The sequence below is a fragment of the Leptolyngbya sp. 7M genome (assembly GCF_018128485.1).
Genome location: NZ_CP070897.1, coordinates 3,102,685 through 3,126,511, shown reverse-complemented (window position 1 = coordinate 3,126,511; position 23,827 = coordinate 3,102,685). Strand labels below are relative to the sequence as shown.

Genomic DNA, 23,827 nt, shown 5'->3' with positions numbered 1-23,827 from the left:
GGCTGTATTTGATAACAAAGTTCCGTCAGCCAACAGAATTACTGTTCCGAGCTACCAGTGCTTACAAAATAGTTGGCTACCAATGGTTCACAACAAATAGTTCGCAACAAACGGTTCGGGGGTCGTGGATCACGTGCTTCCCGCTTGGCTGATTTGCAGCAGCGACACCTCCCATACTAGGCGTGGCTGCACATATCGGCGCAGATAGCGACGGGCATTCTCCAGCAGCGGCAGGCGAGCGGATTGGCCTCGTTGCCAGTAGCAATGTTGCAAGTAGTCCAGTAACCAAAGCTGCGTGTCTGGCTCTAACGTTTGGTCTACTTGGCGGGCGAGTTCCAGGATGCTGCGGAGTGAAGTGGGCAGATGGATAAGCTGCTCCAGCAGTTCTGGCGGTACATTTTGCAGGTAGTGCCAGTGGGTAATCGCTTCACCCGGACTGCCCTGCGCCAAGGCCAAAATTTCTGGATGCTCTAGGAGTTCGGTCTGACCGGTCTGCCGCAAAATTTGCCCCATTGCAGATTGATCCAGGCGCTGAAATGGAATTCGCTGACAGCGGGACACCAGGGTAGGCAGCAGCGAGTCGGGACTAGGAGCAATCAAAATCAGCGTGGCTGCTCCGGGTTCCTCTAGCGTTTTGAGCAAACTATTGGCGGCTGCTTCGGTCATACTGTCGGCCTGTTCCAATACCACGACTGAACGGGGAGCTTCTAGCGGTGGACGACTCAAAAATCGGGAGACTTCCCGAATCTGGTCGATGCGAATTTCCGGCGGAGTGCGGCGTTTGATTCCTAATTCGGCTGCTTCTGCAGCTGAGATCAATTTGCCTTGATGCAAATAGGTTGGCTCCACCCAGAGCAAATCGGGATGATTACCCTGCTGAATTCGCTGCCGCAGTGTAGGAGAAATTTCCTCTCTGGGATCACGAGCCAGCAGCAGTTCCGCAAAACACCGGGCCGCTAATCCTCGTCCGGTCCCTGGTGTACCGGCAAAGGTGCGGATTTCATGACTCATCGTGGCGAGGAAGTTGCTTTTGGCCTGGTTGGATGCTTCCGCTTCCCAGCGAGCCTGTTCCAGCGCCGCATTTTTCAACGTCAGTTCCTGCCGCTGCCGCCGTTCTTGGTCCAACAATCGGGCCTGGGCAATCACAACGCCAACTTGAGCTGCAACCGCTTCCAGTAAATCCACTTCATCCGCAGTCCAGTGGCGGACTCGATGGCATTGCTGCAAACTGATTACTCCATTGGCTTCCCCTTGATAGGAGGTACGAACGGCTAGCAGCGAGCGAATTCGATAGCGATGGCAGACCTGAACCATGCCGTGCAGCAGGGGTTCGGTGGTGACATCTGCTGAGGCAATCGCCTGATCGCCCGCTAACAGTCTGGCGACATAGGTATTATTTGCAACGGGAATCTGCAAGTTACAAGTAGCGTCATAGCCCGGTTCCACATACTCGCTAATTACGCTTAACTGGGGTGCGGGGTTACTGGTGTAGCTGTGGATCAGGCAGCGATTCACCTCAAAGGCCCGACCAATCTGAGTCACCGTCATTTGGAAAATTTTCTGCGTATCCAAACTCTGGCGCATAGCGGCAGTAATTTGTTCGAGCAGATGGGTGCGGCGTCGCAGTTGCTGCACTAAAGATCCGGCAGAACGAGAATCAGCAGCCTGCTCAGCTTCACAGCTATTTTCTGAAGGTAGATTAGCAAAGGGGGTGACTGGATTAGGGGTTGCTGGACTCCCTGCAGGGATGGGTTGCTCATCCGCTGAACTAGAAACCGCTACAGCTTGAATGGAGAGTAACGCCTCATAGCCTTCACTTTGGGGAGATGGTACAGCTGTGATCGTGATTTGACACTGATGGGTAACAGCAAGATGGGGCAAAAATAACGGCAGAAGCTGCTTGAGCGACAGTTTGGTTTTCTGTCCTAGGAAGATAGATTGCAATAGTGCCTGATATTCGGGCTGATTAAAAACCGGAAAATAGGAGCCAATGCCGTGCCCAATGATTTTTGTTCTTGGGAGATTAGTCCACTGCTCCAGACAAGCGTTCCAAAACAAAACGCGATAGTCCGAATCCAGCACACAGGCTCCAATCGGCATTAAATCAAGGAGGTGGTAAGTCTGCTCAGCTTTCTGCAACTGATCCATTGTTACGTTACTTGTTAGATCACGATTTAGATCACGATGGCCGTTTCGGGGCACTACCCGAAAGAATGAACAAATTCTCAGCTGGACCTCGGTGGATACAGGGGGGCATGGATGGCTGATCTGCGATCTCTTTAACTCAAACTGCGTAACTCAAACTGCGTAACTCAAACTGCGTGAAGGCTAACGGTTCGATTGACAATTTGCACCACCTATTCCGAACCGTTAGCGGCCCATGAGGCAATAAATGCTAGAAACAGGGAGGTTAAGTTCTATTGTTCACTGCCTCATCAGTTTTCGATCTTAAGAATTCCACAATTTTACGGAAAAATTTCAGTACAAAGTAAGTCAAATTGCTGAAGCACCAGAAAGCATGGGTGTTAATGCGGTTTTTTAGGTAATCCAATTCAGGGCAACAGGCCACCAATCATGCCACAACCCAGGCTACAAACCAGAGTTGAGTTTCTGTGGCATGATTAGGCAAAGCATTTGCTGCTCTCCACCCTGAGGTAAGTCATGTCTGACCTGCAACAACCTGAACCCCAGACCTCTGAATTCCAAGCATCTGAATTCCAAGCATCTGAGCTAATGACGCGGCTCACTGCGATTGAAACCCAGCTACAACAGTTTGGTCAAATTCTCACTGCCATCAGCGATCGGTTAACTCGCTCAGAAAATAGCTTGATGCTGGTGACCGATGTGCAGCGCTACCAAAAGCTACAGGAACTGCTAGCCGCAGGGGATTTTCGGGAAGCTGATTGGGAAACCATTCGCGTGATTCAGGCCGTGACGGGTGAACCTAACCTGGAAGATATTACACCTGACGATATGCGGCAGTTTCCCTGTAGTAATCTGCGAGTGATTGATAATCTCTGGCAGACCCACAGTCAGGGTAAGTTTGGCTTTAGTGTGCAAATTAAAATCTATCAAGAGGCGGGTGGATCCCTAGAAACTACCATTGCTCAAGATCGAACGATGATTGAACGATTCGGTGAACGGGTTGGGTGGCGTGCTAACGAAAAATGGATTAAATGCGACGATTTAGACTATACGCTGAGTGCACCCCTTGGCTGTCATCCTTCTCGCTGGTGGAACTCACCCTTTGGTTCTAAAATGACCAACTATTTCTTTAATCGGCTGTTGACTTGTGGACTGTAGGATGAGCAGCAAAGATTCAATTCACGCCTGATACTCTGTCAGCTACTCAAAACCAAGCAGATGCACCACGGCCAAACCTGCCGCAAAGGTGGCTCCACCTAGCCCGATGCAAACCGGTAGGGTCAATATCCAGGCCAGCAGAATGTTGCGCACTGTTGTGATTTGCAATCCCGATCCGTTCGCCGTCATTGTACCTGCAACCCCAGAGGAAAGGACGTGGGTTGTGCTCACCGGCAGACCTAACTGATCAGCTGCGATGATTGTACCCATCGCCACGAGTTCGGCTGAGGCTCCCTGGGCGTAGGTGAGGTGCTCTTTGCCGATCCGCTCGCCGACTGTAACCACAATCCGCTTCCAACCCACCATCGTTCCAATTCCCAAGGCGATCGCGACTGCAACCTTGACCCAGATCGGAATGAACTGAGTCAAACTAGCCAACTGACAGCGATGGGTTTGCACGATGTCGGTATCTAAAGCAATTGGCAGTTGGTGGAGCCGATCCAGTTTTTCCAGCGTGCTTGAGATCAGGTAAACATCGCTGCGAAGCTGCGCTCGCTGTGGAGTAGAAAGTCCAGTCAAACTAGCTCCAGCGAGCATTTCAGTAATTTTCCTTTCTTTTACGGCCAAGGCTGTTAGTGTAATCTCGCTAATATCTGCACTCGTTTTCAAGAAGCGAGACAACTCGTTCGTTGCCTGTTCATTAGCTGCGATCTGCGAGTTGTCTACCGGCAAATAGTTGATCTCATATAAATGATCCTGTTCGATTTGTTCGAGTTGATTAACGATGGTTTGCGCAGAGAACGTGAGCTGGCTGATTGACTCGGAAGTTAGATTCAGATTTAAGGCATAGAGTCCTGGCAAAATGCCGACCAGAATTAGCATGATCAACCCTATGCCTTTTTGACCATCGTTCGAGCCGTGGGCAAAACTAACGCCGGTGCAGGTGAGAATCAGCAAACCTCGAACCCAGAGGGGCGGCGGTTTTTCGCACTAGAAGGCGGCAGGTGGGAAGTTAAGGGGCTTGCCGGCGGAAGTATCGCGGAGCGGTCCGGGATACAGAAAGGTGATGTGATAGTTTCAATAGGCGAGCGGAATGTAGGTTCTGCGCAGACGATAGAGAGCGGACGGATCGCTGATTCGATCACCGTCAAACGCGACAACCAACAAAAAGATATTCGCCTGATCAGGCCATGATCATGGCTTTTTCGCGTCCGGGCTCACCGCTGCATCGGTAACCTCTGTGGCGAATTTTCGATAGTCGTAAGACCTCACCACCTGATTTACATTGACACCGCCAAAAAGCAGAACTCTAACCGAAAGATTTATATCGGCCGAAGATGGAAGCCATATCTCGTCGTTGACACGCTCCTGCTCGAGCACAAAGGTCGCACCTCTCCGCAGTTTTGCAAGAACGCCTCCGCCTACGTTGAAACTGTCGGCGAGGTATGCCTCAAGGCGTGCAACCTGCTTGTCTTTCTCATCGATCCACATCACCCCGGCAGTCTTGCCGAAGAACTTCAGCATACTTTTGGCATTTTTATAGTCGAAGGACGGGTTTGGCTCAAAATCAAACACGATCACTTCGCGGCCGCGAAAGCGCCCCCTTCGTGGGTTTATAAGCCTGGAAGCCCGAAGAACTTCGGCTATGGAAACGCGTTGTCCATTTTCGGATGGTGGGCCGGAAGCCGACCGCTTTTCTTCTCGAGCGATCTGCTTTTCGATCTCAGCAACACGTTTTTCAACTTCACGGTCTTCGCTAAGCTGTTCGCGTTCGGTCAGCGGACGCCCGTTCTTTTCTACTAAACGCCTGATTCGATAGCCTTTGTAAAATGAAAGCTGGTAGGTCTCCGAGCCGACCTCGCGCAATACACCGTCCTTTCCCAATTCTCTTCGTGTATTTCGTTGAGTATAAGAGTAGGTCTCAAGCAGGTCTTCAACACGATCTTCGTTTTCCTGAAGCTGTTTGAGCAACTCAGAGATATCCGGAAGCGGTTCACCAGTGTTTTTCGGGAAATCGAAGGCGGCACGGTCGAGCCGCGGCAGCGTTTCGTATTGGTCGATCGCGATCTGAAACGTCTCGTCCCCAGTGGACATTGTCATACTGTATGGCCGGAGGACGCGGCCGGTTTGGCGAAAATCAGCGTATGTAAAAACACGATTCCCATTTTCTCCGACTATCTCATCACGGATCGGGAGTCCTGTCGATGCATCGAAGTGAATACGGATCGCTGTCCCCTTTGGCGAGTTCAAGAGCAGTACGTTCGCCGGAGCTCCGACAACACTGCTTCGGGAGGCGGCGGCGAGCTTTGCACGTTCTTGTTTATAGTTGAGCCAAAGGGAAGCCCGATAGCCTGCCTCGGCCTGCATTTCCAGGCTTTCGCGCCCGGTCAATGTTCTTAGCCCATTGCGTGAATCACGCTCCCAGCCGGACCGTCCGTTATATCCTGCCTCATACTCAAATCCGTCAATGTCATAAGCAATATGGTAAAAATTCGGCATAGCTGCCTGGATCACAAACCTCCCGGTCTTACCGTCTGATGGATCAGTGATAATTCCGGTGGCTTTCCAAACTGACGCAGATTGAATGGCCTTTTTCCCTCCGAGGGCCTTTTCGGCCCTTGAAATAACGGACGACGGCGATTGGGCATAGGCCGTTGAGAAAAGCGCGACGATAACGATGACAAGAAGGTTGAACCTCATAAAATTATCTATTGTGCCGGCTTCGCGAAGGTATTGAAACTTGCAAAACATCGGCTGATGTTGGCAGCAGATAAAGTCCGACAAGGAAAAGTATCACAGCGAAAAATTGAATATAACCAGTTGCAGCTGAAAATTGCGGAATGTCCAATAGCCACGTCATAGCCTGTTTTCCGGGCGACTCCAGAATGCCACGTAACCAATTTCGATCAGCAGGTGCCGCCAGATTCGCCAAGACCAGATATTTAACAACAAATGCCAGACCAAAAAGGGCACCAAGCGAGCGAAGAAGTCTTTTGGTGTCGAAATCTGCGAAAAGGTTGTTCCAAAGTGTCCAGAAAAAGCAAAATGAAATGATCCAGAACGGCAAACCTTGTTCCGGTATTAGCGAATTGAACAATTGAGTCGTTCCGGCGAAAAGAGAAAACAGCACTACCGAGTTCGCGGCGTTCATCCGCATTGTAAAAGTTTCATTCAACCAACCATCCAAACGAATAAGTCCCGTCCGGAAAAACAGGACCATCATGATCGACGCAAAGACAAGGCACAATAAAGACGGTTTCAGAAAAATGAATGATCCATCTATCGAGCCAAGACGCATCCCGCCGAGAAGAGCGACCGTAAGAAAGATCGCCGGGATCAGAAAATATCGGCCATAATATCTCTGAGTCAGGTTCTCGTTTTGGGGGGCTACATGGCGTGTTATTGGAGCGTCGAGGGCGTTCTTATGATCGCCGGCACCATCGACAAGCTCTTCCAAAACAGACTCCTGGCTTTCGATGATCTTTCTTTCGTTTTCTACGTCAACTCCCTCTTTCATTTGCTCGATATGCTATATCTCAGTCGAAAATGCAATTGGCAGCCGGTCTATTTTCGTTCGCGCAACAGCCGCATCGGATTAAAGTCATCTGCCGTAATTCTTAGGCCTTCGTCAAGCTCTGCGCGGAGCTCCGCAGGTGTTCTAAGTTTTAGATCGGTGTCTTTAGAGCGGAAATTAGGGTCGAGAATGATAACTCGGTCGAGAGTCTCGATCGAGTTCCGGAACAATACATCATCATTCGAGAATCTACCCCAGCCTTGCCGGTAAAAGCTATATGCGATATAGAACTGCACGTCGGCATCACGACGTTCGGGGTCTGCTCGCATGAAAGCGTCTCTTGCCGCGATAAAATTATCCTGCCGGAAATCGTTTACGCCCTGCTGGAAGAGTTGGCTGTCGATAGAGTAAGTGCCGGTTATAATGGTTCCCTTCGTTACCGCCGTGTCGAGAGTTTCGCGTGCCTTTACGGTAAGCTCCTCTAGCGAGCGGGGCTCAGCAGCATAAAGGAAAACAATGAAAGCAAAGTAGATAGCCGAAACAGCCATTCCCAAAATCTGGATATACTTTTCGTTCATTGCTATACTTCAAATGTCGTTTACAGAATACACTTTCTTTGCTTATCTTATCTATGCATCGGACCAGAAGATCGTTCGCAATCATCTTTCTTTGTTTCAGTCTTACCGCGATCGTTTCGGCACAAAAGCAATGGATCGGCACCTATGAATTCAACGAAGATGGTGGCACGACCGCTGGCGGAACTCCCATCCAGGTCCTTTGCAGAAAATTGTTTTTCTTTTCTCCAGAAATCATATACTTAAACGTCAATTTGCTGTTTTGGATGATTAGAGGCAATCCAGAATGACCGGAGAACATATCTATCGAGCAACAACGATTTGGACTGGTGCTAGCAAAGGAGCTACGACGTCCTATGAGTCCTACTCGCGTGAGTATATTGTGGCAATTGATGGCAAGCTTTGTATTGTTGGCTCTGCCGATGCGGCTTTTCGCGGTAACCCAGCCCTGCATAATCCAGAAGAGTTACTGGTTTCTTCCCTATCGGCTTGCCATATGCTGAGTTATCTGGCGCTGTGTGCCCGGGCTGGCATTCGGGTGGTTTCCTATGTGGACGAAGTGATGGGACAGATGGCGTCGGAGCAGGGAAAAGTCCGCTTTACCGAAGTGATGCTGCATCCTCGTGTCACGATTGAACCCGGAGATGATCTAGAAAAAGCGCGAACCCTTCATCAAGAAGCCCATGAGATTTGCTTTATTGCCAATTCAGTTGCGTTTCCAGTACGACATGAACCGCTAGTTACCCATGCTGTTGATTCGGAGATTGATGAGGATATGGAGTTTGATATGATTCGAGAATTTGCTTGAGATGTTCAGAATTCATCTTTCCTTGGGCATTGCGCGGCAACGTAGCAACTGCAATCCACTGTTTCGGATGTTTGAATGAACTGAGTCGGGGTGCTAGAGCAGCTTTCAGCTCAAACTGCGATACGGCTGCTGAACTAGGAACATACACTGCTGTTACAACCTCTCCCCACGTCTGATCGGGCATGCCAACTACGCACACATCGTTCACCAGACCCGTCGCTCGAATGGCGGCTTCTATCTCAGTCGCAAAAACATTTTCTCCACCTGTAATAATTTTTTGGCTGTTTCGCCCTACAACATGCAAAATTCCCTGCGTGTCTAAGTAGCCCAAGTCGTCGGTCCAGAATTGTTTGGGCTGAGTGGCGTCCGGGAAGTAACCCAGCATTAAGGATTTGGCTTGAATTGTAATCAGTCCTACGTCAGCAGGCGATGCGGCGTCTTTAATCTGAACCTGCGCATGGGGCAGAATTTGACCACAGCCAGTCATTCCCTGCAAAAACTGGTCTGGCTTCAAGGTGGCGATCTGGGCTGCTGTTTCCGTCATGCCGTAGGTTGGAGCTAGAGGAAGTTGCTGCTGCTGTGCGATAGTCAGTAACTCTGGCCATGCCGGTGCTCCTCCCACAAAGATAGTGGGAAACTGCTGTAACCAGTCAACGGCGACCGGATTCTGAAGCAAGCGCTGCAACTGCGTCGGCACCAGCGATAGAAAAAACGGTTCGGAATCAAATGATTGAGCTAGGCTGGGAATCGATTGAAGTAGGGTAGATGAATGAATAGCAGGCTGAGTCAATGAATGTTCTAATTGCTTGAACGGCAAAATTACCAACCGTCCACCCGTCAGCAGGGAACGTAAAACCTGCATTAAACCACTGACATGATAGAGCGGCAAAACGCAAAACGCATGAATTTGCTCCACCTCAAAAAAAGCCTGAAATCCTTGGATCGCTGCGGCCAATGTTTCTAAGGTGTGAATGGCAAAGCGAATTTTGCCTGAGGAACCGCTGGTAGGGATCATGTTCCGACCGGGGGTAGGAGGATTAAGGAAGATGGGGAAGTTGGAGAAGGTGGGGGAGCGGGAAAGTCCGTTCCCAAAAATCAGATCGGGGCGCACTAAGCTGAATACCTGCTGCCATTCGGCTTCGGCCCAGTTGGGATTGCCGAGAAACACAGGACAGTCGCTGGAGCAGGCAGCGATAAATCCGGCTAGGAATTGGATCGGGTCAGCCTCAGCTAAAAGAATGGTCGGGTATGGTGTCGTTGAGTGTTGGTGGATTTGCTCCAACCGTTGGGTTGTCAGTGCTAGCAATGTGACTGGATCAATACCGATTAGCCAGTCTTGGGCACGCTGGTTTAGATAAGACAACAGGGGCATAAACTTCTCAATTGCTTGCTTCGCCAATTGTATACAGGTACAGCCTAGATCGAGGACGCAGTAACGCATCAATAGCAAGTGGGCCAAGTGTTGCTATCAAAATGCCGAACGCAAGCTGTATGGATGGTTCTGTTATGTTCCATCCCATCAATACAACTCTGGCAATAGTACTGAAGAACATATGCATGACATAAATAGTCATGCTCAGTTTGCCTAAATGTAGAATAAAGCGCCTCATACTCACCAGAAGATAATGCAAACGATTTCGTGAGCGATGGGCTGTAATTAGATAACTGAAAATGGCGATGCAATACATGCCTAAAAATCCAATTGAACCGTTAATGGCTCTGATGATATTAGGATAGGCAACGGGAGTATAAAAATAGATAGCCACCATACCAACAAAGATCAACCCGGCTGCCGCTAATAGCCAGAGAGGAGAGAATCGCACGAGTGGCAGCGTTGTTCGATGGTTGATTCGCAAGCCAATCAAAATCCCACTGACGTAAAACCAGTTGAAATAGAAAAAGTCTGCTAGGCTACCCTTGAGCCAAAATGAAAGTCCAAACAGCAGAATGGATAGGGCAAAGTAGATGGAAGTCGGCAGTATTCTCAGAGCTAGGTAGGAAACAATTGAAACAAGAAACAACTGCCAGAGCCAAAAAATCAAGTTAGGAGAAAAAATTGCAGTCAAGCTTTCCCGCCAAGAAAATGGGCGGCCCGCCTCAAAGTACCAGAGCAGAGAGTGCAGAGGTGCCCAGCACAACAAAGGAATCAGCAAACGATTAGCGCGATTCTTGGCAAAGCTGAAAAAACTGCTGGTGCTGCTACTAAACAAGATAAAAGCAGCACCAGAGAGGATGAAGAAGATGGGGATGTGAAACGAGTAGATGAAGTCATGCAGATCTCGAAGCTGCCAAAGATCAGGTAAGTAGAGTTGGCGAATTCCTGCCGTTCTATCTCCAATCACATGGCCAACGACAACAGAAAATATCGCCAAACCTCTAATAAAAAATAGAGTTTCTGATAAGCTCTTGCGGGTATTGATAGCTCCAGTTCCAGACACAATTGGCTGGCTGCTAGTTGGCTTGGTCATAATCATGTGCCTCAGGGTTAGCAAAATTTGAGCAAGATGAAATATGAACCAAGACAAACATTGGATTAGCTATGCTAAATTCAGGAACTTTGAGCAGTAGCAAATAGAGTGAACGACTGGTCATTACTGATTGCAAGGGTTACGGCTATAAAAGTACCAGTTATTGCCATAAAAACCAATCATCTGTTGCAATTTTGCTGTTTTTTCAATAGCAATTTCTTCAATTGCTGCTGAAACAGTTGATTGGGGCTTTTTAGTCCTGCAATATACAAGTCGAGCCGATTGTCCTGATTGAAGTCAACCCAGGCAATTTTACGAGCACGGCATCCCTGCTTCTCGAACCCAAGCTGAGCGGCGCGATCTTTAAATCGGCCATTGCCTATGCTGGTGAAAAATTCGTCTTTGGGTTGACTGGCACTGGGAAATTTGAGAATTTGGCCACGTAATCCTCCTCTAGTCATAAATACATCCATGCGGTTATCGCCTTGATAATCAGCCCAAGCCATACTGTGTCGATCGCGCAACTGTAATTTAAATTGGTGATTTTTGGGATGAATTTGTCGCCCGCCCACATATACCTGCTGTAGCTGTAATGGTTTCTCCAGCTTAAACGAGTAATTTGTCTCCGAAAATCTGGTGTTTAATACCAAGTGTCCATTCGGACGAATTTTGAATCGGATCCGGGTTCGTCGTCCCTGTTGCCAGGGGAAGTGTTTGAGCTGGACATTGGCTTGATGTCGGCTCATAATCTGGATATTGGATTTACGAGTCCTGGGTGAGGGAAGCACAATTTCACCCTGAATCGGTTTACTGCCTTGCTGTAACCGGAGATGCAATTCATTATCCATGCGGCGATAGATATGGAATCCTTTGAGGTGGGACGGCGGCGTATAATTAAAGTCTCCAAATCCAGGAAACTTGCGGTCTTGATCCAGATTCCATTGAGATAAAACATCAGTAAAGCTGCCAGATGGGCTACCCAGCAGCAGGTTCTCGGTGGCATTGTGATTGGTGGTAAAAACATCTAAAATATTGTCGTTATTAGTATCTACAACCCCCAGATCGTATAACCAGCCCTGTTTGAGAGGAAATGGAGACGACTCGAATCCAGTTGTGTTGCTGATCGCTCTATCTAAGTTAGGGGAGAGGTCGCCTTGGCTTAAGCAGGATTGACAGCCACAGCACCCGTAGATTCGTTGGCTTGTCTGTTTACGGGCACTAATTCGTTGCCTTTGATGTCTGCCAAAGCCTAGTTTTGATAAGTTCAGAGACGTTTCACTAGAAATAGACGTTAGCTTGCCTAAAGTATTTCCATTTTCGGCGCGACTTCGAGCAAAATGTGATTTCAGGTTTGTTCCTAACGAGCACTTAGGAATTTTAGAGTCTAAATTAAAGTACCGATTAATTTGTTGATGCACAGGCCAATTGTTAGCCTGTCCAGATTGTAGGTGGCTTAGCATATTCATTAAGTTTGAGTGCATGAAAAAATTGCGTGCCATTCCAGAGCAGGAGCAAGCAGCAGAGCCGTTGTCTGACTTGAATGGATTAGTGAATTAGCTGGGTAGAATCAGCAAAACAATCCGGCCCTAAACTCCTTACAGGTAGATTTCAGAGCTTGAATTGCAATTAAGTCCTCATGCAATTAGTTCGTCGTGGAGATACATTTAGAACGACAGAGAAACTAAATTGCTAAGTAGGTGAGCATAATTAAACATAAAACCCAAAACCCTGCGCCGCCCGCTGCGCCGCCCGCACAGGGTTTTGAATCTGGTTTTTAATTATGCCGAGGTACTTAATTAATTAGTAAATCACCAGTAAATACTGGCAATGGAAATGCTAGCTCCTGATTACTGGCTCTTGCCCGCAAGTGCTGCTTTTGCAAGCGACTTGATGCATTGATTCTTGATACATTGATTCTTGATGCATTGATTCTTGATGCATTGATTCGGTGCACCTGATTTGAAATGCGAAGCGCTTTCATGCAGGTGGTTAAAATCAATCTAGCCTCGTTTTAGTTAATTAGGAGTCATGCCACAGTCATACCAAAGTCAGGACAGGGTTATTAAATTGTCAGAATATAGTCAACTGCGACAAAGGATAAGTGTGAAATTGCCTATCCGGAAGCAGACTGTAAATATTAGACAAGTAGATTGTGAATGTTCCGTAGACACAGTTATTGTGGTAATTTACAGCCATCCTTTCTTGAGTTTGAACGGGATGCAGGGGCACTGCCCCTGCACCCCCTTGTTCACAACCTATTTATGAACGCTGTAATTTTCTAAATCAGTAGCCTCAGTATGGCGACAAAATTCAAAGATAAGCTCTGGACAGACTAGTCAGCTGATCTGAGCAGGTTCTGAGCAACTGATTCAGCGATTAGTAACCCCTAGTCCGGCTCCTTCAGCAGATATTCACAATTCATTGAAGACTGCTATATAGTGGCTGATAATCAATAGCGCCACCAACTGATTTTGAGTATCCTATGCAGCGTCCCATTCGAATTAATGTAATTAACGGCAACACATTTGAGCCGATGACTCAGGGGATTGATGAATCCGCACAGGCCGCCTGTTTCCCTGGAACTGAGGTGGTGACGACACAGCCCAAAGCTGGCCCTCAATCGTTGGAGTGCTACTACGATGAGTATTTGGCAATTCCGGGCATTCTGGAACAAATTATCCTGGCTAACAATGATTTTGATGCCTTTGTGATTGCCTGCTGGGGAGATCCAGGGCTGGAGGCGGCTCGCGAAATTACGACCAAGCCAGTGATTGGGATTGCGGAAGCCAGTATGTATGTAGCGAATATGCTGGCGGCCCGCTGGGGGGTAGTAACGACGCAGCATCGCACGCTGGATATTATTGAAAAGACGATTTATAAGGCTGGCTTTGCCCATCGCTGTGTTTCGATCCGCACAACTGGACTGGCAGTCATCGAAACAGAGACGGCTCGCCAAGCGACAATTGACGCGCTAGAGCAGGTTGGACGACTGGCTATCACTGAAGACAAGGCGGAAGCCCTCTGCCTAGGCTGTGCAGGGATGAGTCGATTAGATGTGGAATTGGAACAGCGTTTGGAAGTTCCAGTGATTGATGCAGTAGCAGCGGCGGTGAAGCTGGCAGAAGCCTTGGTTGGGCTGAAGAAGCAAACGAGTAAGGCGCTGACCTACCAATTTCCGGGGATCAAACCGATCAAGGGTTTTCCTGAACATATGCAACCGCCGTTTTGCTAACCAGCGCCGCATAGTTTTGATAGATTCCTGCTTTCTGTTGGTGCGATCCTTGCTTTGCTGACAGCAATGTTTAGATTATGAGTCGTTGCATCACCATTGTTCTTACCAGCCAAGCCTTGAAGTGCATAAATAGGCTGAGTTGTGCCTAAACAAGTCATAGAGCTGATAGATCCTCGTCAGCTCTGGCTCCCTCTTCTTGGAGGAATCGACCATGCAGTCTTCTATTGAAATCAACCCCCCACCTAGAGCGCACCAGCAGACGGCTCCACATCTGTTTCTTTTGCTGAGTTTGAGCAATTTTGAGCAGCCTACCTAAGTTAACTGCTGGCTTTGACGTTGGTTTTTGAACTTGGTTTTTGAACAGAGGTTTTGGGCAATGGTGCTTGGGGCAATGTTTGATACGCCTTAGGGCAAAAGTTTAGATTAGAATGCAGTTTTCTTAATAGACGTAGTTGGTCGAGTTACTTTATTGTATTTCTACTAAGAGCATGGAACGGTAAGGCATCATGGGTGATTCAGGACGTGTGCCAGTAGGGATTGTGGGAGCCTCTGGCTATGGAGGTGTACAGCTTGTGCGCCTTCTGCAAGACCATCCCAATCTAGAGCTAGTCTACTTGGGCGGTGAGAGTAGCGCTGGCAAGTCCTTTAGCGATCTCTATCCCCACTTGGGCAATCAGGTCAAATTGACGATCGAAGCCATTGATCTGGAGGCCATTGGCGATCGTTGCCAGGTTGTGTTTCTTTCCTTGCCGAACGGCTTGGCCTGTGACATGGCCCCTGCTTTGCTTGCCAAAGGCTGTAAGGTGCTGGATCTGTCTGCCGATTATCGCTTCACCAATCTAGAAACCTACGAAGCTTGGTATGGTAAAGAGCGCACCGATCACATCGTTGCCGAAACCGCTGTCTATGGCTTGCCCGAACTCTACCGCGACCGGATTAGCGAAGCTCAGCTCGTGGGCTGTCCGGGTTGCCATTGCACGGCTAGCCTCTTAGCGCTATCTCCGCTGCTAAAGCAAGGGCTGATCATTCCCGAAACGGCAATTATTGACTCAAAAACAGGACTGTCTGGTGCCGGACGAAAAGCAGCTGTGAATATGCTGTTGGCTGAAGCCGACCAGTCTGTGGCTGCCTATAACGTGGCTCGTCATCGTCACACGCCCGAGATCGAGCAAGTATGCAGCGATCTGGCAGGGCACGAGGTAATGATTCAATTTACGCCGCACCTGATTCCGATGATTCGGGGCATTTTGGCAACCGTCTATGCCACCCTGCGCGATCCCGGCCTAGTCCGAGACGATTTGATTACGATTTTCCAAGCGTTCTACCGCTCTTCGCCTTGGGTCAAAATTCTACCCAGCGGTACCTACCCTCAAACTAAGTGGGTACAGGGAACAAACCTGTGCTACATCGGCATTGAAGTCGATCCGCGTACTGACCGAGTGATTGTGATGGCGGCTATCGATAACTTGATGAAAGGGCAGGCAGGTCAAGCAATTCAGTGTTTGAACCTGATGATGGGCTGGGAGGAAACGCTTGGCTTACCCAAACTCAGCTTCTATCCCTAGATCAATAAAATTAATCGGCTGTATTCAAAGTCCGCTGCTTCGGTTCTGGAAATTGGCAGAATCTTGGAGAAGTTTAATATTCGGATGAAAAAGCCAAGAATTCTGGCTGAGATCACTCCAAGTTGCCAGCATTTTTGCTTAGACTCGAAAGGCAGCGACTGGAGTTGATTGAAATGCGAATCATCATCGTGCAGTATGCAGGCGACTACCGGGAAGCCGTGTATCGATTTGCCGCTGGCCAAGGTGAGACCTATCACGCTCAAAAGTATTCAGTAAACTCGGTGGCAGATCTGACTCCCTTTGCTGAAGAAGTGGCGGTGCTATGCTGCATCACTGAGTCTCCCTACAACGAAAAGCTGCCGAATGGCGTGCGGGCGATTGGAGCCGGCTGCCAGCATCCGGTTGACTTTAAGACTATCATCCAGCAGATCGAAGCCTATCAGCCTACCCATCTGGTTCTCAACATTCCCAGCCGCGAAATTCTCAACTGGGCTATCAAGCGTCAGGTTCCCACCATCACCTGCTTGGCCGATTCCTTCAATAGTAAAAACTGGCGTCAGCGCTTGCGTAATTTTCAGCTCGTGAGAGCCTTGAACCATCCCCAGATTCAGTGGGTAGCAAACCACGGCATCACTGCCTCGGAGTCGCTGCGTTCGATTGGCGTTAACCCAAACAAGATCATTCCTTGGGATTGGCCCTACCCGCTGACACCCGATGCTTTCTCCGCTAAAACCCTATCTACAGATAATGAACCCCGCACCTTGGTGTATGTGGGGTTGATCGCAGAGGCCAAAGGCGTAGGAGATGCGTTGGAAGCCGTGGCCCTGCTGCGCTCCAAGAACGTCCCGGTTACTCTGAAACTGGCTGGCGAGGGCGATCTGGAGGTGTTCCAACAGAAAGCAGTCACCCTGAACATCACTGATGCAGTTGAATTTTTGGGCTTGGTGGACAACAAATCCATTATTCCGCTGATGCGTTCGGCGGATCTGGTATTAGTTCCAAGTCGTCACGCCTATCCAGAAGGATTTCCTCTGACGATTTATGAAGCGCTGTGCTCGCGCACTCCAATCGTAGCTTCGGATCATCCCATGTTTGTCCGCCAGTTGCGGCATCGAGTCAATGCGATGCTATTCCCAGCCGGTCAGCCGCAGGCCATGGCTAACCAGATCGAAGCTATATTCAGCGATGCAGCGCTCTACAGCCAGATTTCAGAAGCCACTGCCGCCACCTGGCACCAACTCCAACTACCAGTCAAAATGGGCGATCTCTTGGCGCGCTGGGTCAACGCTACGCCAGAAAACCAGCAGTGGCTCTATCAGCACCGACTGACTTCTGGACTATATAAACAGCAGCCAATCAGTGAAACTTCGGTGCAACTGGCACAAGCATAGCTGAACTGAAATGCTGAACTCGAACGAATAACCTGGAAAAGTTTATCTGTTCTTGATGTTTGGTGGATTCTATCTAGACCGGCATTAAGCTTCCGTGAAACCTCCAGGTTAGATTTCAGGCCCAGTTCTGGAACCGATTAATTTGTATGATGTGGTCACTAACGGTCACTAGCAACACGGTCACTACCAATCTTGTGATCATGGCATCAGGTGCTGATATGAACCAATCCTATGAGTGAAACTGTAAACCCGGTAGGGAAGAGTAGCCACGGAGGCCAGTCGATCAACCAAATTGGCGTCGTTGCCATTGGGCGGAACGAGGGGGAACGGCTCGTGCGTTGCCTCAAGTCGCTGCTAGCCCAGCTTCCGGCGGGAATGCCGATTGTCTATGTTGATTCGGGGTCAACTGACGGCAGCGTGGAAATGGCTCGGTCCTTAGGTGTGCACGCAATTGAGCTGGATATGTCGGTTCCTTTTACTATGGCGCGCGGGCGCAATACGGGATTCCGCTATCTGATCGACCATTTCCCTCAGATCGAGTATGTCCAGTTTATTGATGGTGACTGTGAGCTGCTGCCCGATTGGATCGACAAGGCGTTGGCGGCTCTGAGGCGCAACCCCCAACTCGCAATTGTGTGCGGACGGCTTCATAAATAGCTTTGGTGACATTAACTGCAATCGTAGCTATATGCTGACGAATAAAGAAATGATCGCCAGGCAAGAAAATAGATGAGAACTGCGTTTGGGTTTGGGTTTGCCAAGCTTCTAGCTCGGTACGGCTCACCTTCGGATCGGTCTCACCGCCAAATGCCAAAATTGGCATAGACAACGGGTTTTCAGTTTTATAGAAGTAGGTTTCCCAGATGGCAAAATCGGCCCGTAGAATCGGCAGAAAGAATTGCAATACTTCTGGGTGCTGTAGAAGATCGTCAGACAGACCATTGTATTGCTTCAGTGCGGCTACAAACTGCTGATCGGGTAGGCGATGAACCGGGCGGGTGAAATCAGGGATTTGGGGTGCACGGCAGCCAGAGACAAATAGACAAACAGGCAGGGGGTGGTTTTGCCGTCGGAGTTCGCGCGTCAGCTCAAAGCCGATCAAGGCTCCTAAGCTGTGACCAAACACGGCAAACGGTTTGTCAAGGTAGGGTTGAAGCTGGGGAACTAACTGTTCTACTAAGGCCGGTAAGCGGGTCACAGGAGGTTCTCCGAGCCGTTCCTCTCGGCCTGGCAACTGAATCGGACAAAGTTCGATCGAACTGGAGACGTGCTCCTGCCAAGCTCGAAACAGAGAGGCTCCTGCACCGGCATAAGGTAGGCAGAATAGGCGCAGTGCAGCTTGGGAATTAGGCTGCAAGTGATGAATCCATACGCTTTTGGAAGCGGCAGATCCAGGTTCAGGGTTGACCTTTTTCTCCTTAGACTTCTCGATCGGTTGCTCGGTCTTCTCAACCAGCAGCAAAACCTGAGTGACAAATTGGCTGATGGTAAGACCGGCAAAGTAGTCTAGAGGAACTTTCACCTCTAGATCGGCCTGAATTCGATTCACTAGCTCCATCCCTACAATCGAGTCTAATCCCAGACTAACCAGGGGCTGTTCTGGATCGAGTTGACTACTGGCAATGCCCAGCACTTGGGACAGTAAATGACTCAGATAGGTTTCGAGGGCAGGTTGGCGGTCGGCTGTAGCAGTGGCCAGAAGTTGTTGACGGGTGATTCTCCAATCGGCTGGTTCAAAGGTAGAGGCTATGATGTTTTCATCTGCGTTAGTTAATCTAGCTTCTGATGTTACAGATTGAATTCGTCGCTCGGTTCGTTTAATCGATGCCGTTTGGTTTAGCCAATATCGCTGTCGCTGCCACGGATAAGTGGGCAAGTCAACCATTGGCTGTTTTGCGGGATAAATGCATTGCCATTGAACTGGGTAACCAGATGTATATAATTTGCCAAGAGAAACTAATAAACTATGTTGTTCATCTTTTTGTTTTTGTAGAGATGAGATAATTGTTAATGGATAACTGATATGTTGTAAACACTGATAGATATTTGTAGTTAGAATTGAGTGAGTATTAATTTCAATGAATGTATTGTATTTTGATTTGGCTAACGTATTCATAGTAGCTGCAAAGTTCACTGGCTCTCGCATATTCTTGGCCCAATACTCTGGTGTCAATGCTTCGCCAGTGATTGGTTTGCCAGTCACCGTTGAGATCATAGATATGCTACTTTTCCGAGGACAAATTCCTTGCAGTGCTTGAATCAGCTGCTCCTGGAATGGCTGCATTTGGAAACTATGGAAGGCACAATCAACTGGCAACATCCGATAGAAAATTTGCCGATCGTTCAGTTGCCTCAGCACGGCTGTTAATGGTTCTCGATCGCCAGACAATACCAGCGATGTCGGGCTATTGATTGCCGCAATCTCTAAGCGATGCGGATAGGGAGCAATGAGCGACTCGGCTTCAGCAACCGATAGCTCAACGGCGGCCATGCTGCCTCGACCACTCGCTTGCTGCATCAGGCGACTCCGGTGAATCACAATCTGCACGCCGTCCTCTAAGCTCAAGGCTCCGGCAACACAAGCGGCTGTCACTTCTCCGAGGCTATGCCCAACAACGGCATCTGGCTGAATTCCCCAAGAGCGCCACAGAGCTGCGAGGGCAACCTGGAGGGCAAAGAGAGCGGGCTGCACTTGGGCCGTATTGTGGAGCCAGTCGGGGTCTTCTCGTTGCAACAGGGCTAGCAGCGACTGATTCGTGTGTGCTTGCAGCAACTGGTCGCACTGCTGTAAAACATCCTGACTAATCGGCCATTGCCAGAGCTGCCGTCCCATTCCCAGCCACTGTGATCCCTGCCCAGAGCAAACAAAGACTAGTCTGGGGCGATAATTGCGTTGCCGTTGTCCGGTTGCAAGTCCACTGCTGGATTCGGCGGCCAAGAATGCCTGGAGTTGGGTGCAGGCTTGATCGCGATCGCGGCAGACTAAGGCCAAGCGATAATCGTGGTGACTACGTTTGGTGCTGGCGGTGCAGCAAATTTGCTCGAAATTTACCTCAGCGTGGGTGGTGAGGAACGTCTGATAGAACTGAGCCAGTGACCGGAGCGCCTCAGGACTGCGGGCTGAAAGCGGGAGAAGATAGGTTAAATTAGTGGCTGGATGGGTCGCAGTAGTATCAGTAGGCCGATGGTTTGCATCCGTTGGGGCTGCTTGCAAAATTACATGGGCATTCGTGCCACCAAACCCAAACGAACTGACGCCTGCTAAGCGCAGATCCGGAGTCCACTCCTCCAGCGTTTGCTGGACTTTGAGTGGCAATCGGTCCAGTGGGATATAGGGATTAGGAGATTGAAAGTGGAGGCTAGGCGGCAACTGTCGATGCTGGAGTGCCAACACGACTTTGATCAATCCGGCAATGCCCGCTGCTGCTTCTAAATGACCAATATTTGTTTTGACCGAGCCGACGGCGCAACGCTGCGCTGTAGTTCGTCCCTGCCCTAATACCGCACCCAAAGCTTCTGCTTCGATCGGATCTCCCAGCGCCGTACCCGTGCCGTGTAGTTCCACATAGCTTATTTGGTCTGGCGATACAGCCGCATTGCCTAAGGCTTGCCGCAACAAGGACTGCTGAGATAAACCATTTGGAGCCGTGAGGCCATTGCTGCGACCATCCTGGTTAATTGCAGATCCCCGAATTAAGGCTAAGATTCGGTCTCCGTCTCGCTGAGCATCGGTGAGGCGCTTCAGCACAATCACGCCACAGCCTTCGCCACGCACATAACCATTAGCAGCCGCGTCAAACGTGCGACAGCGGCCATCGCTCGCCATCATCTGTGCCTGAGATAATACGATCGTGACTTCAGGAGCCAAAATCAGATTGACGCCACCGGCTAAAGCCAGACTCGATTCACCGCTGTGTAAGCTCTGACAGGCAAGATGGACAGCGACTAACGAGGACCAGGTCGCCGCCGACGCTTTCCGCTCGTTGGCGCATACTTGCAAGGCCGTTTCCGCTGCAATTAGTGTCTGCGGCGAAGCCCGTCCCATTGTCTGATATCGTCATCTCAAAAACATTTCCTTTTCGGCTAATGTTCACCTTCAGCTTGTCGCAATTTGCGTGCTTTGAGCAATTATTCACAGCTTCTTTGAATATGAGGTAGATCTGACGACGTGTATCCAGGTCGAGCCGTCCGCCAAGATTGGCCTCGGGGGCGTTGAATTCGAGTCGGATATCTTTCGCTGATACTACTTCGATCGCAAATCGCCGCATTCGCTGCACAAGGTCGATCAGGTGGTCTCGTTGGGGATTTATCGCCCAAACAATATCGCTCATCGAATTCATCAGGTCGCGAGAGGTCTCAGCAATGTCGGCAAGCGGCTTCGTTTCAACCTGTTTACCCGTCCGCAGCTTTTGTGCCGTTACCTCGCTGAGGATCGCGATCTGCGAAAGACTAGCACCGATATCATCGTGCAGGTCGGTCGCGATCCGGGCTCGGACTCTTTCTATCTCCATTACCCGGTTTAGGCGGTTCCGGTAGATCAGATATGCAATGAACGAAACTATCGCTGCGACGGCCAGAAGATACAGAAGCATTGCCCACCACGTCTGCCACCAGGCGGGCCGAACACTGAACAGGACAGCAGGTGCGGTCGAAATGTTTCCCAGATGATCTTTTGCCCAAACGCGAAACTCATAGGTGCCGGCCGGGAGATAAGAGAATTCGCGCATCGGCTCGCTTGTCCATTCGGACGGCTTGTCTTCGAATCCGGTAAGCTGTGTCTTGTATCGTGTTGCGTGCTCACGAAAATCGGAAAGTAAGGCGTAGCCGAATCTGATATTATTATCAGAATAATTGAGTTCTGTGCCTGCCAGATCGCTTCGCTCCTGACCCGCGACGGAAATACTCTCTATCAACAAAGTTCGCGGCTCGCTCTCATTGATCTCTTTCTCAAGATCAAGGATTGCTACACCTTCTACGGTTCCGACAAAAAGCCGTCCTTTGCTGTCAATGAAAGCTGAACCCGATACGCATTCATTGCTTGGCAGCCCGTCTTCCGTAGTGAATGTCAGAACGTCGAACTTGCCCGAGCCATCATCGGCCTGCGTAAATCTTGCGACACCTCGATTCGTTAGAGCATATAGCCGACCTTTCTTGTCCTCCACAAGATCCAGGATGTAATTGTTCAAAAGCCCAGGTGTGTTCTCGGTATCGATCACGGCTATTGGCGAAGCCGCGTCCTCTAGATCCATTACCGCGATCCCGCCGCTTGTGCCGACCAACAACTTTTTCCGGCCGGCGATCGTATGTTCGAGCAATGCGAGAACGCGATTGCTTGGAAGGCCCGAGTTTACGTCGATCGCTGACCAGTTACCCTCGGATCTGCGAGCGACGCCGCCTCCATAGGTTCCGACCCAAAGCTCGGCCCTGCCCTGTGCATCGATAGTTTCAACGATGTCGCGTACGCGATCATCCGGCAATCCGTTCTTCGAATTAAAGACGGCTGTGGCACCGTCAGCGAATTCCACAAGCCCGCGTGATGTGCCGACGCGTAGTATAGATCGGCCGTTCACATTTCTCTCTTGAAATGCCCACGTTTCCGTTCTTAGTTCTGGCCAGCGATAGGGCTTCCATCCGCTGCCCACCAGCTCAACAACGCCGTTCTCAGTGCCGGCAATCAATTTTTGACCGCCATCGGCGCTTGTACGAGAAAGACTGTAAATGAAATTGCTCGGAAGACCGTTGCGATCATTGGCTGTTGTCCATTTGCTGTTAGCCAGGTTTGAAAGCCCGGAGCCGAACGTAGCGAACCAATATCCGTCGGCAAATTCGGTCGTCGAAAAAACAACTCGTTTAGCAAGGCCATGTGATTCAGAGAGGGTGTGCCAATTGCCGCGTTCCAGCCGTGCGATCCCGTGGCCGAGTGAAGATATCCATACGGAGCCGTCTCCGACGTTTGCATCGGCTATCGCGAAAACGGTGTCGCCTGGCAGCCCGCGTTTTCGGTCATAGGTTTGCCACCGGCCTTTTTCCAGAGCTAGAAGTCCATTCCCATCAGTCCCGACCCAAAGGATCTTCTCATCATTGAACCCACGTGAGACGGCAATGCTTCGAATGCCTTTCTCGAGCTGTTCCGGGCCAACCGCTTTTTCGATCGTATCGCCGCTGATCGAAACAAGTCCTCCGTCCGTGCCCGCTAGGATTCTCGGCGTCCCGTCATATTCTGATGCATCGAACAGAGCAAATACTGTGTTATGCGGCATTCCGTTCGATGTATCAAAAACCTTGGTCTCGCCATTCTTGATCCGTACAAGCCCGCCATACGTTCCCGCCCAAACCGTCTCTCCGTTCTGGTCATTCGTTCTGATCATTGAACGGATGCGGCTGCGACCGGTCTCACTGCCAAGTTCGATACGCGTCCATTTAACGCCATCGAATCGGAACAAACCGTCGCGGGTCCCGGCCCAGATACTTCCATCGGAAGTTTCCAGGAGAACGCGTCCAAAATTGCCTGTCAACCCGTTTTCAGGGCCGAAGCTTGTCCAAACGCCGTTGCTAAGACGATGCACGCCGTTGCCGTCGGTCGCGAACCAAGTGCTTTCGTCCGAACTGTGAAGGATATCGTAGATGTAGTTCGAGATGTTGCGATCGGGCATATTTACCACGATCCAATGGTGGCCGTTGAAATATGCCGCACCATCCTGAGTTCCGACCCATGTTCTTCCGACGGCGTCGCGATCTATGGTCATTACTGAATTAGATGGGAGCCCGCTCTCATCGGTAAAGATCTTAAAAGCCGGCGACGCGATATCGAGGATATCGTTAGCCGCGATCTGTCCGCAAAACATTGCGAGCGACAGGGCGGTGATGCGAAGCGTTTTCACAATCTCAAAGGATGTCATAGAATGGGCCGGAGGTTTTGAGTTAAGAGATTATCTTAGAGCCCGGAATTTGTGTCAATGGGTTTACCGATA

General features: G+C 49.8%; 18 protein-coding genes. 8 read left to right on the top strand and 10 right to left on the bottom strand.

All coding sequences use genetic code 11. The annotated features are described in order from the left end of the window. Positions 1 to 129: 129 nt before the first annotated feature. Entirely contained in the window at positions 130 to 2,148 is a 2,019-nt protein-coding gene (locus tag JVX88_RS40685) for a GAF domain-containing protein (protein ID WP_211628184.1), read from the bottom strand. Between the two features lie 513 nt (positions 2,149 to 2,661). Between JVX88_RS40685 and JVX88_RS15400 the strand changes: the two genes are divergently transcribed. Beyond that, complete coding sequence (locus tag JVX88_RS15400; protein ID WP_211628183.1) at positions 2,662 to 3,303, top strand: GUN4 domain-containing protein; 642 nt, start codon at positions 2,662 to 2,664, stop codon at positions 3,301 to 3,303. A 42-nt stretch (positions 3,304 to 3,345) separates the two neighbouring features. On the opposite strand, the gene JVX88_RS15395 is transcribed toward JVX88_RS15400, so the two are convergent. Beyond that, entirely contained in the window at positions 3,346 to 4,260 is a 915-nt protein-coding gene (locus JVX88_RS15395; RefSeq protein ID WP_211628182.1) for an inorganic phosphate transporter, read from the bottom strand. Between JVX88_RS15395 and JVX88_RS15390 the strand changes: the two genes are divergently transcribed. Next, positions 4,204 to 4,497 (top strand): PDZ domain-containing protein, encoded by a 294-nt coding sequence (locus JVX88_RS15390; protein ID WP_211629139.1) that lies wholly within the window; start codon positions 4,204 to 4,206, stop codon positions 4,495 to 4,497. The two genes, JVX88_RS15395 and JVX88_RS15390, sit on opposite strands and share 57 nt — an antisense overlap. On the opposite strand, the gene JVX88_RS15385 is transcribed toward JVX88_RS15390, so the two are convergent. The 3 genes from JVX88_RS15385 to JVX88_RS15375 are packed head-to-tail and all read right to left on the bottom strand — an operon-like array spanning position 4,498 to position 7,395. After that, positions 4,498 to 6,003 (bottom strand): hypothetical protein, encoded by a 1,506-nt coding sequence (locus JVX88_RS15385; RefSeq protein ID WP_211628181.1) that lies wholly within the window; start codon positions 6,001 to 6,003, stop codon positions 4,498 to 4,500. Positions 6,004 to 6,007: 4 nt separating this feature from the next. Continuing rightward, positions 6,008 to 6,820 (bottom strand): hypothetical protein, encoded by an 813-nt coding sequence (locus JVX88_RS15380; protein WP_211628180.1) that lies wholly within the window; start codon positions 6,818 to 6,820, stop codon positions 6,008 to 6,010. 47 nt (positions 6,821 to 6,867) lie between these two features. Beyond that, on the bottom strand, positions 6,868 to 7,395 hold the full coding sequence (locus JVX88_RS15375; RefSeq protein WP_211628179.1) for a hypothetical protein: 528 nt from the start codon (positions 7,393 to 7,395) through the stop codon (positions 6,868 to 6,870). Between the two features lie 53 nt (positions 7,396 to 7,448). Between JVX88_RS15375 and JVX88_RS15370 the strand changes: the two genes are divergently transcribed. Both JVX88_RS15370 and JVX88_RS15365 read left to right on the top strand, forming a co-directional pair. Next, positions 7,449 to 7,682, top strand: coding sequence for a hypothetical protein (locus tag JVX88_RS15370; protein ID WP_211628178.1), 234 nt, complete (start codon positions 7,449 to 7,451; stop codon positions 7,680 to 7,682). Continuing rightward, positions 7,679 to 8,200, top strand: a complete 522-nt coding sequence (locus tag JVX88_RS15365) for an OsmC family protein (RefSeq protein WP_211628177.1) — start codon at positions 7,679 to 7,681, stop codon at positions 8,198 to 8,200. Before JVX88_RS15370 ends, JVX88_RS15365 begins: the two co-directional genes overlap by 4 nt. On the opposite strand, the gene JVX88_RS15360 is transcribed toward JVX88_RS15365, so the two are convergent. The 3 genes from JVX88_RS15360 to JVX88_RS15350 form a co-directional block, all read right to left on the bottom strand. Further along, a complete protein-coding gene (locus tag JVX88_RS15360; protein WP_211628176.1) occupies positions 8,133 to 9,572 on the bottom strand; it encodes a 2-succinylbenzoate--CoA ligase in 1,440 nt (479 codons plus the stop codon). The genes JVX88_RS15365 and JVX88_RS15360 overlap by 68 nt on opposite strands. Before the next feature lie 7 nt (positions 9,573 to 9,579). Continuing rightward, the gene (locus tag JVX88_RS15355) at positions 9,580 to 10,668 is read right to left on the bottom strand and encodes an acyltransferase family protein (protein ID WP_211628175.1); all 1,089 of its coding nucleotides are present in this window, start codon (positions 10,666 to 10,668) and stop codon (positions 9,580 to 9,582) included. 179 nt (positions 10,669 to 10,847) lie between these two features. Next, a complete protein-coding gene (locus tag JVX88_RS15350; RefSeq protein ID WP_211628174.1) occupies positions 10,848 to 12,086 on the bottom strand; it encodes an FG-GAP repeat domain-containing protein in 1,239 nt (412 codons plus the stop codon). Positions 12,087 to 13,150: 1,064 nt separating this feature from the next. Between JVX88_RS15350 and JVX88_RS15345 the strand changes: the two genes are divergently transcribed. The 4 genes from JVX88_RS15345 (at position 13,151) to JVX88_RS15330 (ending at position 17,513) form a co-directional block, all read left to right on the top strand. Beyond that, positions 13,151 to 13,900, top strand: coding sequence for an aspartate/glutamate racemase family protein (locus tag JVX88_RS15345; RefSeq protein WP_211628173.1), 750 nt, complete (start codon positions 13,151 to 13,153; stop codon positions 13,898 to 13,900). A gap of 506 nt (positions 13,901 to 14,406) precedes the next feature. Further along, positions 14,407 to 15,465, top strand: a complete 1,059-nt coding sequence (argC, locus tag JVX88_RS15340; RefSeq protein WP_211628172.1) for an N-acetyl-gamma-glutamyl-phosphate reductase — start codon at positions 14,407 to 14,409, stop codon at positions 15,463 to 15,465. Between the two features lie 173 nt (positions 15,466 to 15,638). Then, positions 15,639 to 16,856: a glycosyltransferase gene (locus tag JVX88_RS15335; RefSeq protein ID WP_211628171.1), complete on the top strand. Its 1,218-nt coding sequence runs from the start codon at positions 15,639 to 15,641 to the stop codon at positions 16,854 to 16,856. A gap of 231 nt (positions 16,857 to 17,087) precedes the next feature. Then, a complete protein-coding gene (locus JVX88_RS15330; RefSeq protein ID WP_211628170.1) occupies positions 17,088 to 17,513 on the top strand; it encodes a glycosyltransferase family 2 protein in 426 nt (141 codons plus the stop codon). Here JVX88_RS15330 and JVX88_RS38460 read toward each other — a convergent pair. Both JVX88_RS38460 and JVX88_RS15310 read right to left on the bottom strand, forming a co-directional pair. Continuing rightward, positions 17,407 to 20,856, bottom strand: coding sequence for a type I polyketide synthase (locus tag JVX88_RS38460; protein WP_225931589.1), 3,450 nt, complete (start codon positions 20,854 to 20,856; stop codon positions 17,407 to 17,409). The genes JVX88_RS15330 and JVX88_RS38460 overlap by 107 nt on opposite strands. Further along, positions 20,762 to 23,755: a sensor histidine kinase gene (locus JVX88_RS15310; protein ID WP_211628169.1), complete on the bottom strand. Its 2,994-nt coding sequence runs from the start codon at positions 23,753 to 23,755 to the stop codon at positions 20,762 to 20,764. The genes JVX88_RS38460 and JVX88_RS15310 overlap by 95 nt, the downstream gene beginning before the upstream one ends. Positions 23,756 to 23,827 lie beyond the last annotated feature (72 nt).

Coding starts and splice junctions, on each gene's coding strand:
- JVX88_RS40685 (WP_211628184.1), bottom strand. CDS start 2,148: ATGGATCAGTTGCAGAAAGCTGAGCAGACTTACCACCTCCTTGATTTA.
- JVX88_RS15400 (WP_211628183.1), top strand. CDS start 2,662: ATGTCTGACCTGCAACAACCTGAACCCCAGACCTCTGAATTCCAAGCA.
- JVX88_RS15385 (WP_211628181.1), bottom strand. CDS start 6,003: ATGAGGTTCAACCTTCTTGTCATCGTTATCGTCGCGCTTTTCTCAACG.
- JVX88_RS15380 (WP_211628180.1), bottom strand. CDS start 6,820: ATGAAAGAGGGAGTTGACGTAGAAAACGAAAGAAAGATCATCGAAAGC.
- JVX88_RS15375 (WP_211628179.1), bottom strand. CDS start 7,395: ATGAACGAAAAGTATATCCAGATTTTGGGAATGGCTGTTTCGGCTATC.
- JVX88_RS15370 (WP_211628178.1), top strand. CDS start 7,449: ATGCATCGGACCAGAAGATCGTTCGCAATCATCTTTCTTTGTTTCAGT.
- JVX88_RS15365 (WP_211628177.1), top strand. CDS start 7,679: ATGACCGGAGAACATATCTATCGAGCAACAACGATTTGGACTGGTGCT.
- JVX88_RS15360 (WP_211628176.1), bottom strand. CDS start 9,572: ATGCCCCTGTTGTCTTATCTAAACCAGCGTGCCCAAGACTGGCTAATC.
- JVX88_RS15355 (WP_211628175.1), bottom strand. CDS start 10,668: ATGACCAAGCCAACTAGCAGCCAGCCAATTGTGTCTGGAACTGGAGCT.
- JVX88_RS15345 (WP_211628173.1), top strand. CDS start 13,151: ATGCAGCGTCCCATTCGAATTAATGTAATTAACGGCAACACATTTGAG.
- argC (WP_211628172.1), top strand. CDS start 14,407: ATGGGTGATTCAGGACGTGTGCCAGTAGGGATTGTGGGAGCCTCTGGC.
- JVX88_RS15335 (WP_211628171.1), top strand. CDS start 15,639: ATGCGAATCATCATCGTGCAGTATGCAGGCGACTACCGGGAAGCCGTG.
- JVX88_RS15330 (WP_211628170.1), top strand. CDS start 17,088: ATGAGTGAAACTGTAAACCCGGTAGGGAAGAGTAGCCACGGAGGCCAG.
- JVX88_RS15310 (WP_211628169.1), bottom strand. CDS start 23,755: ATGACATCCTTTGAGATTGTGAAAACGCTTCGCATCACCGCCCTGTCG.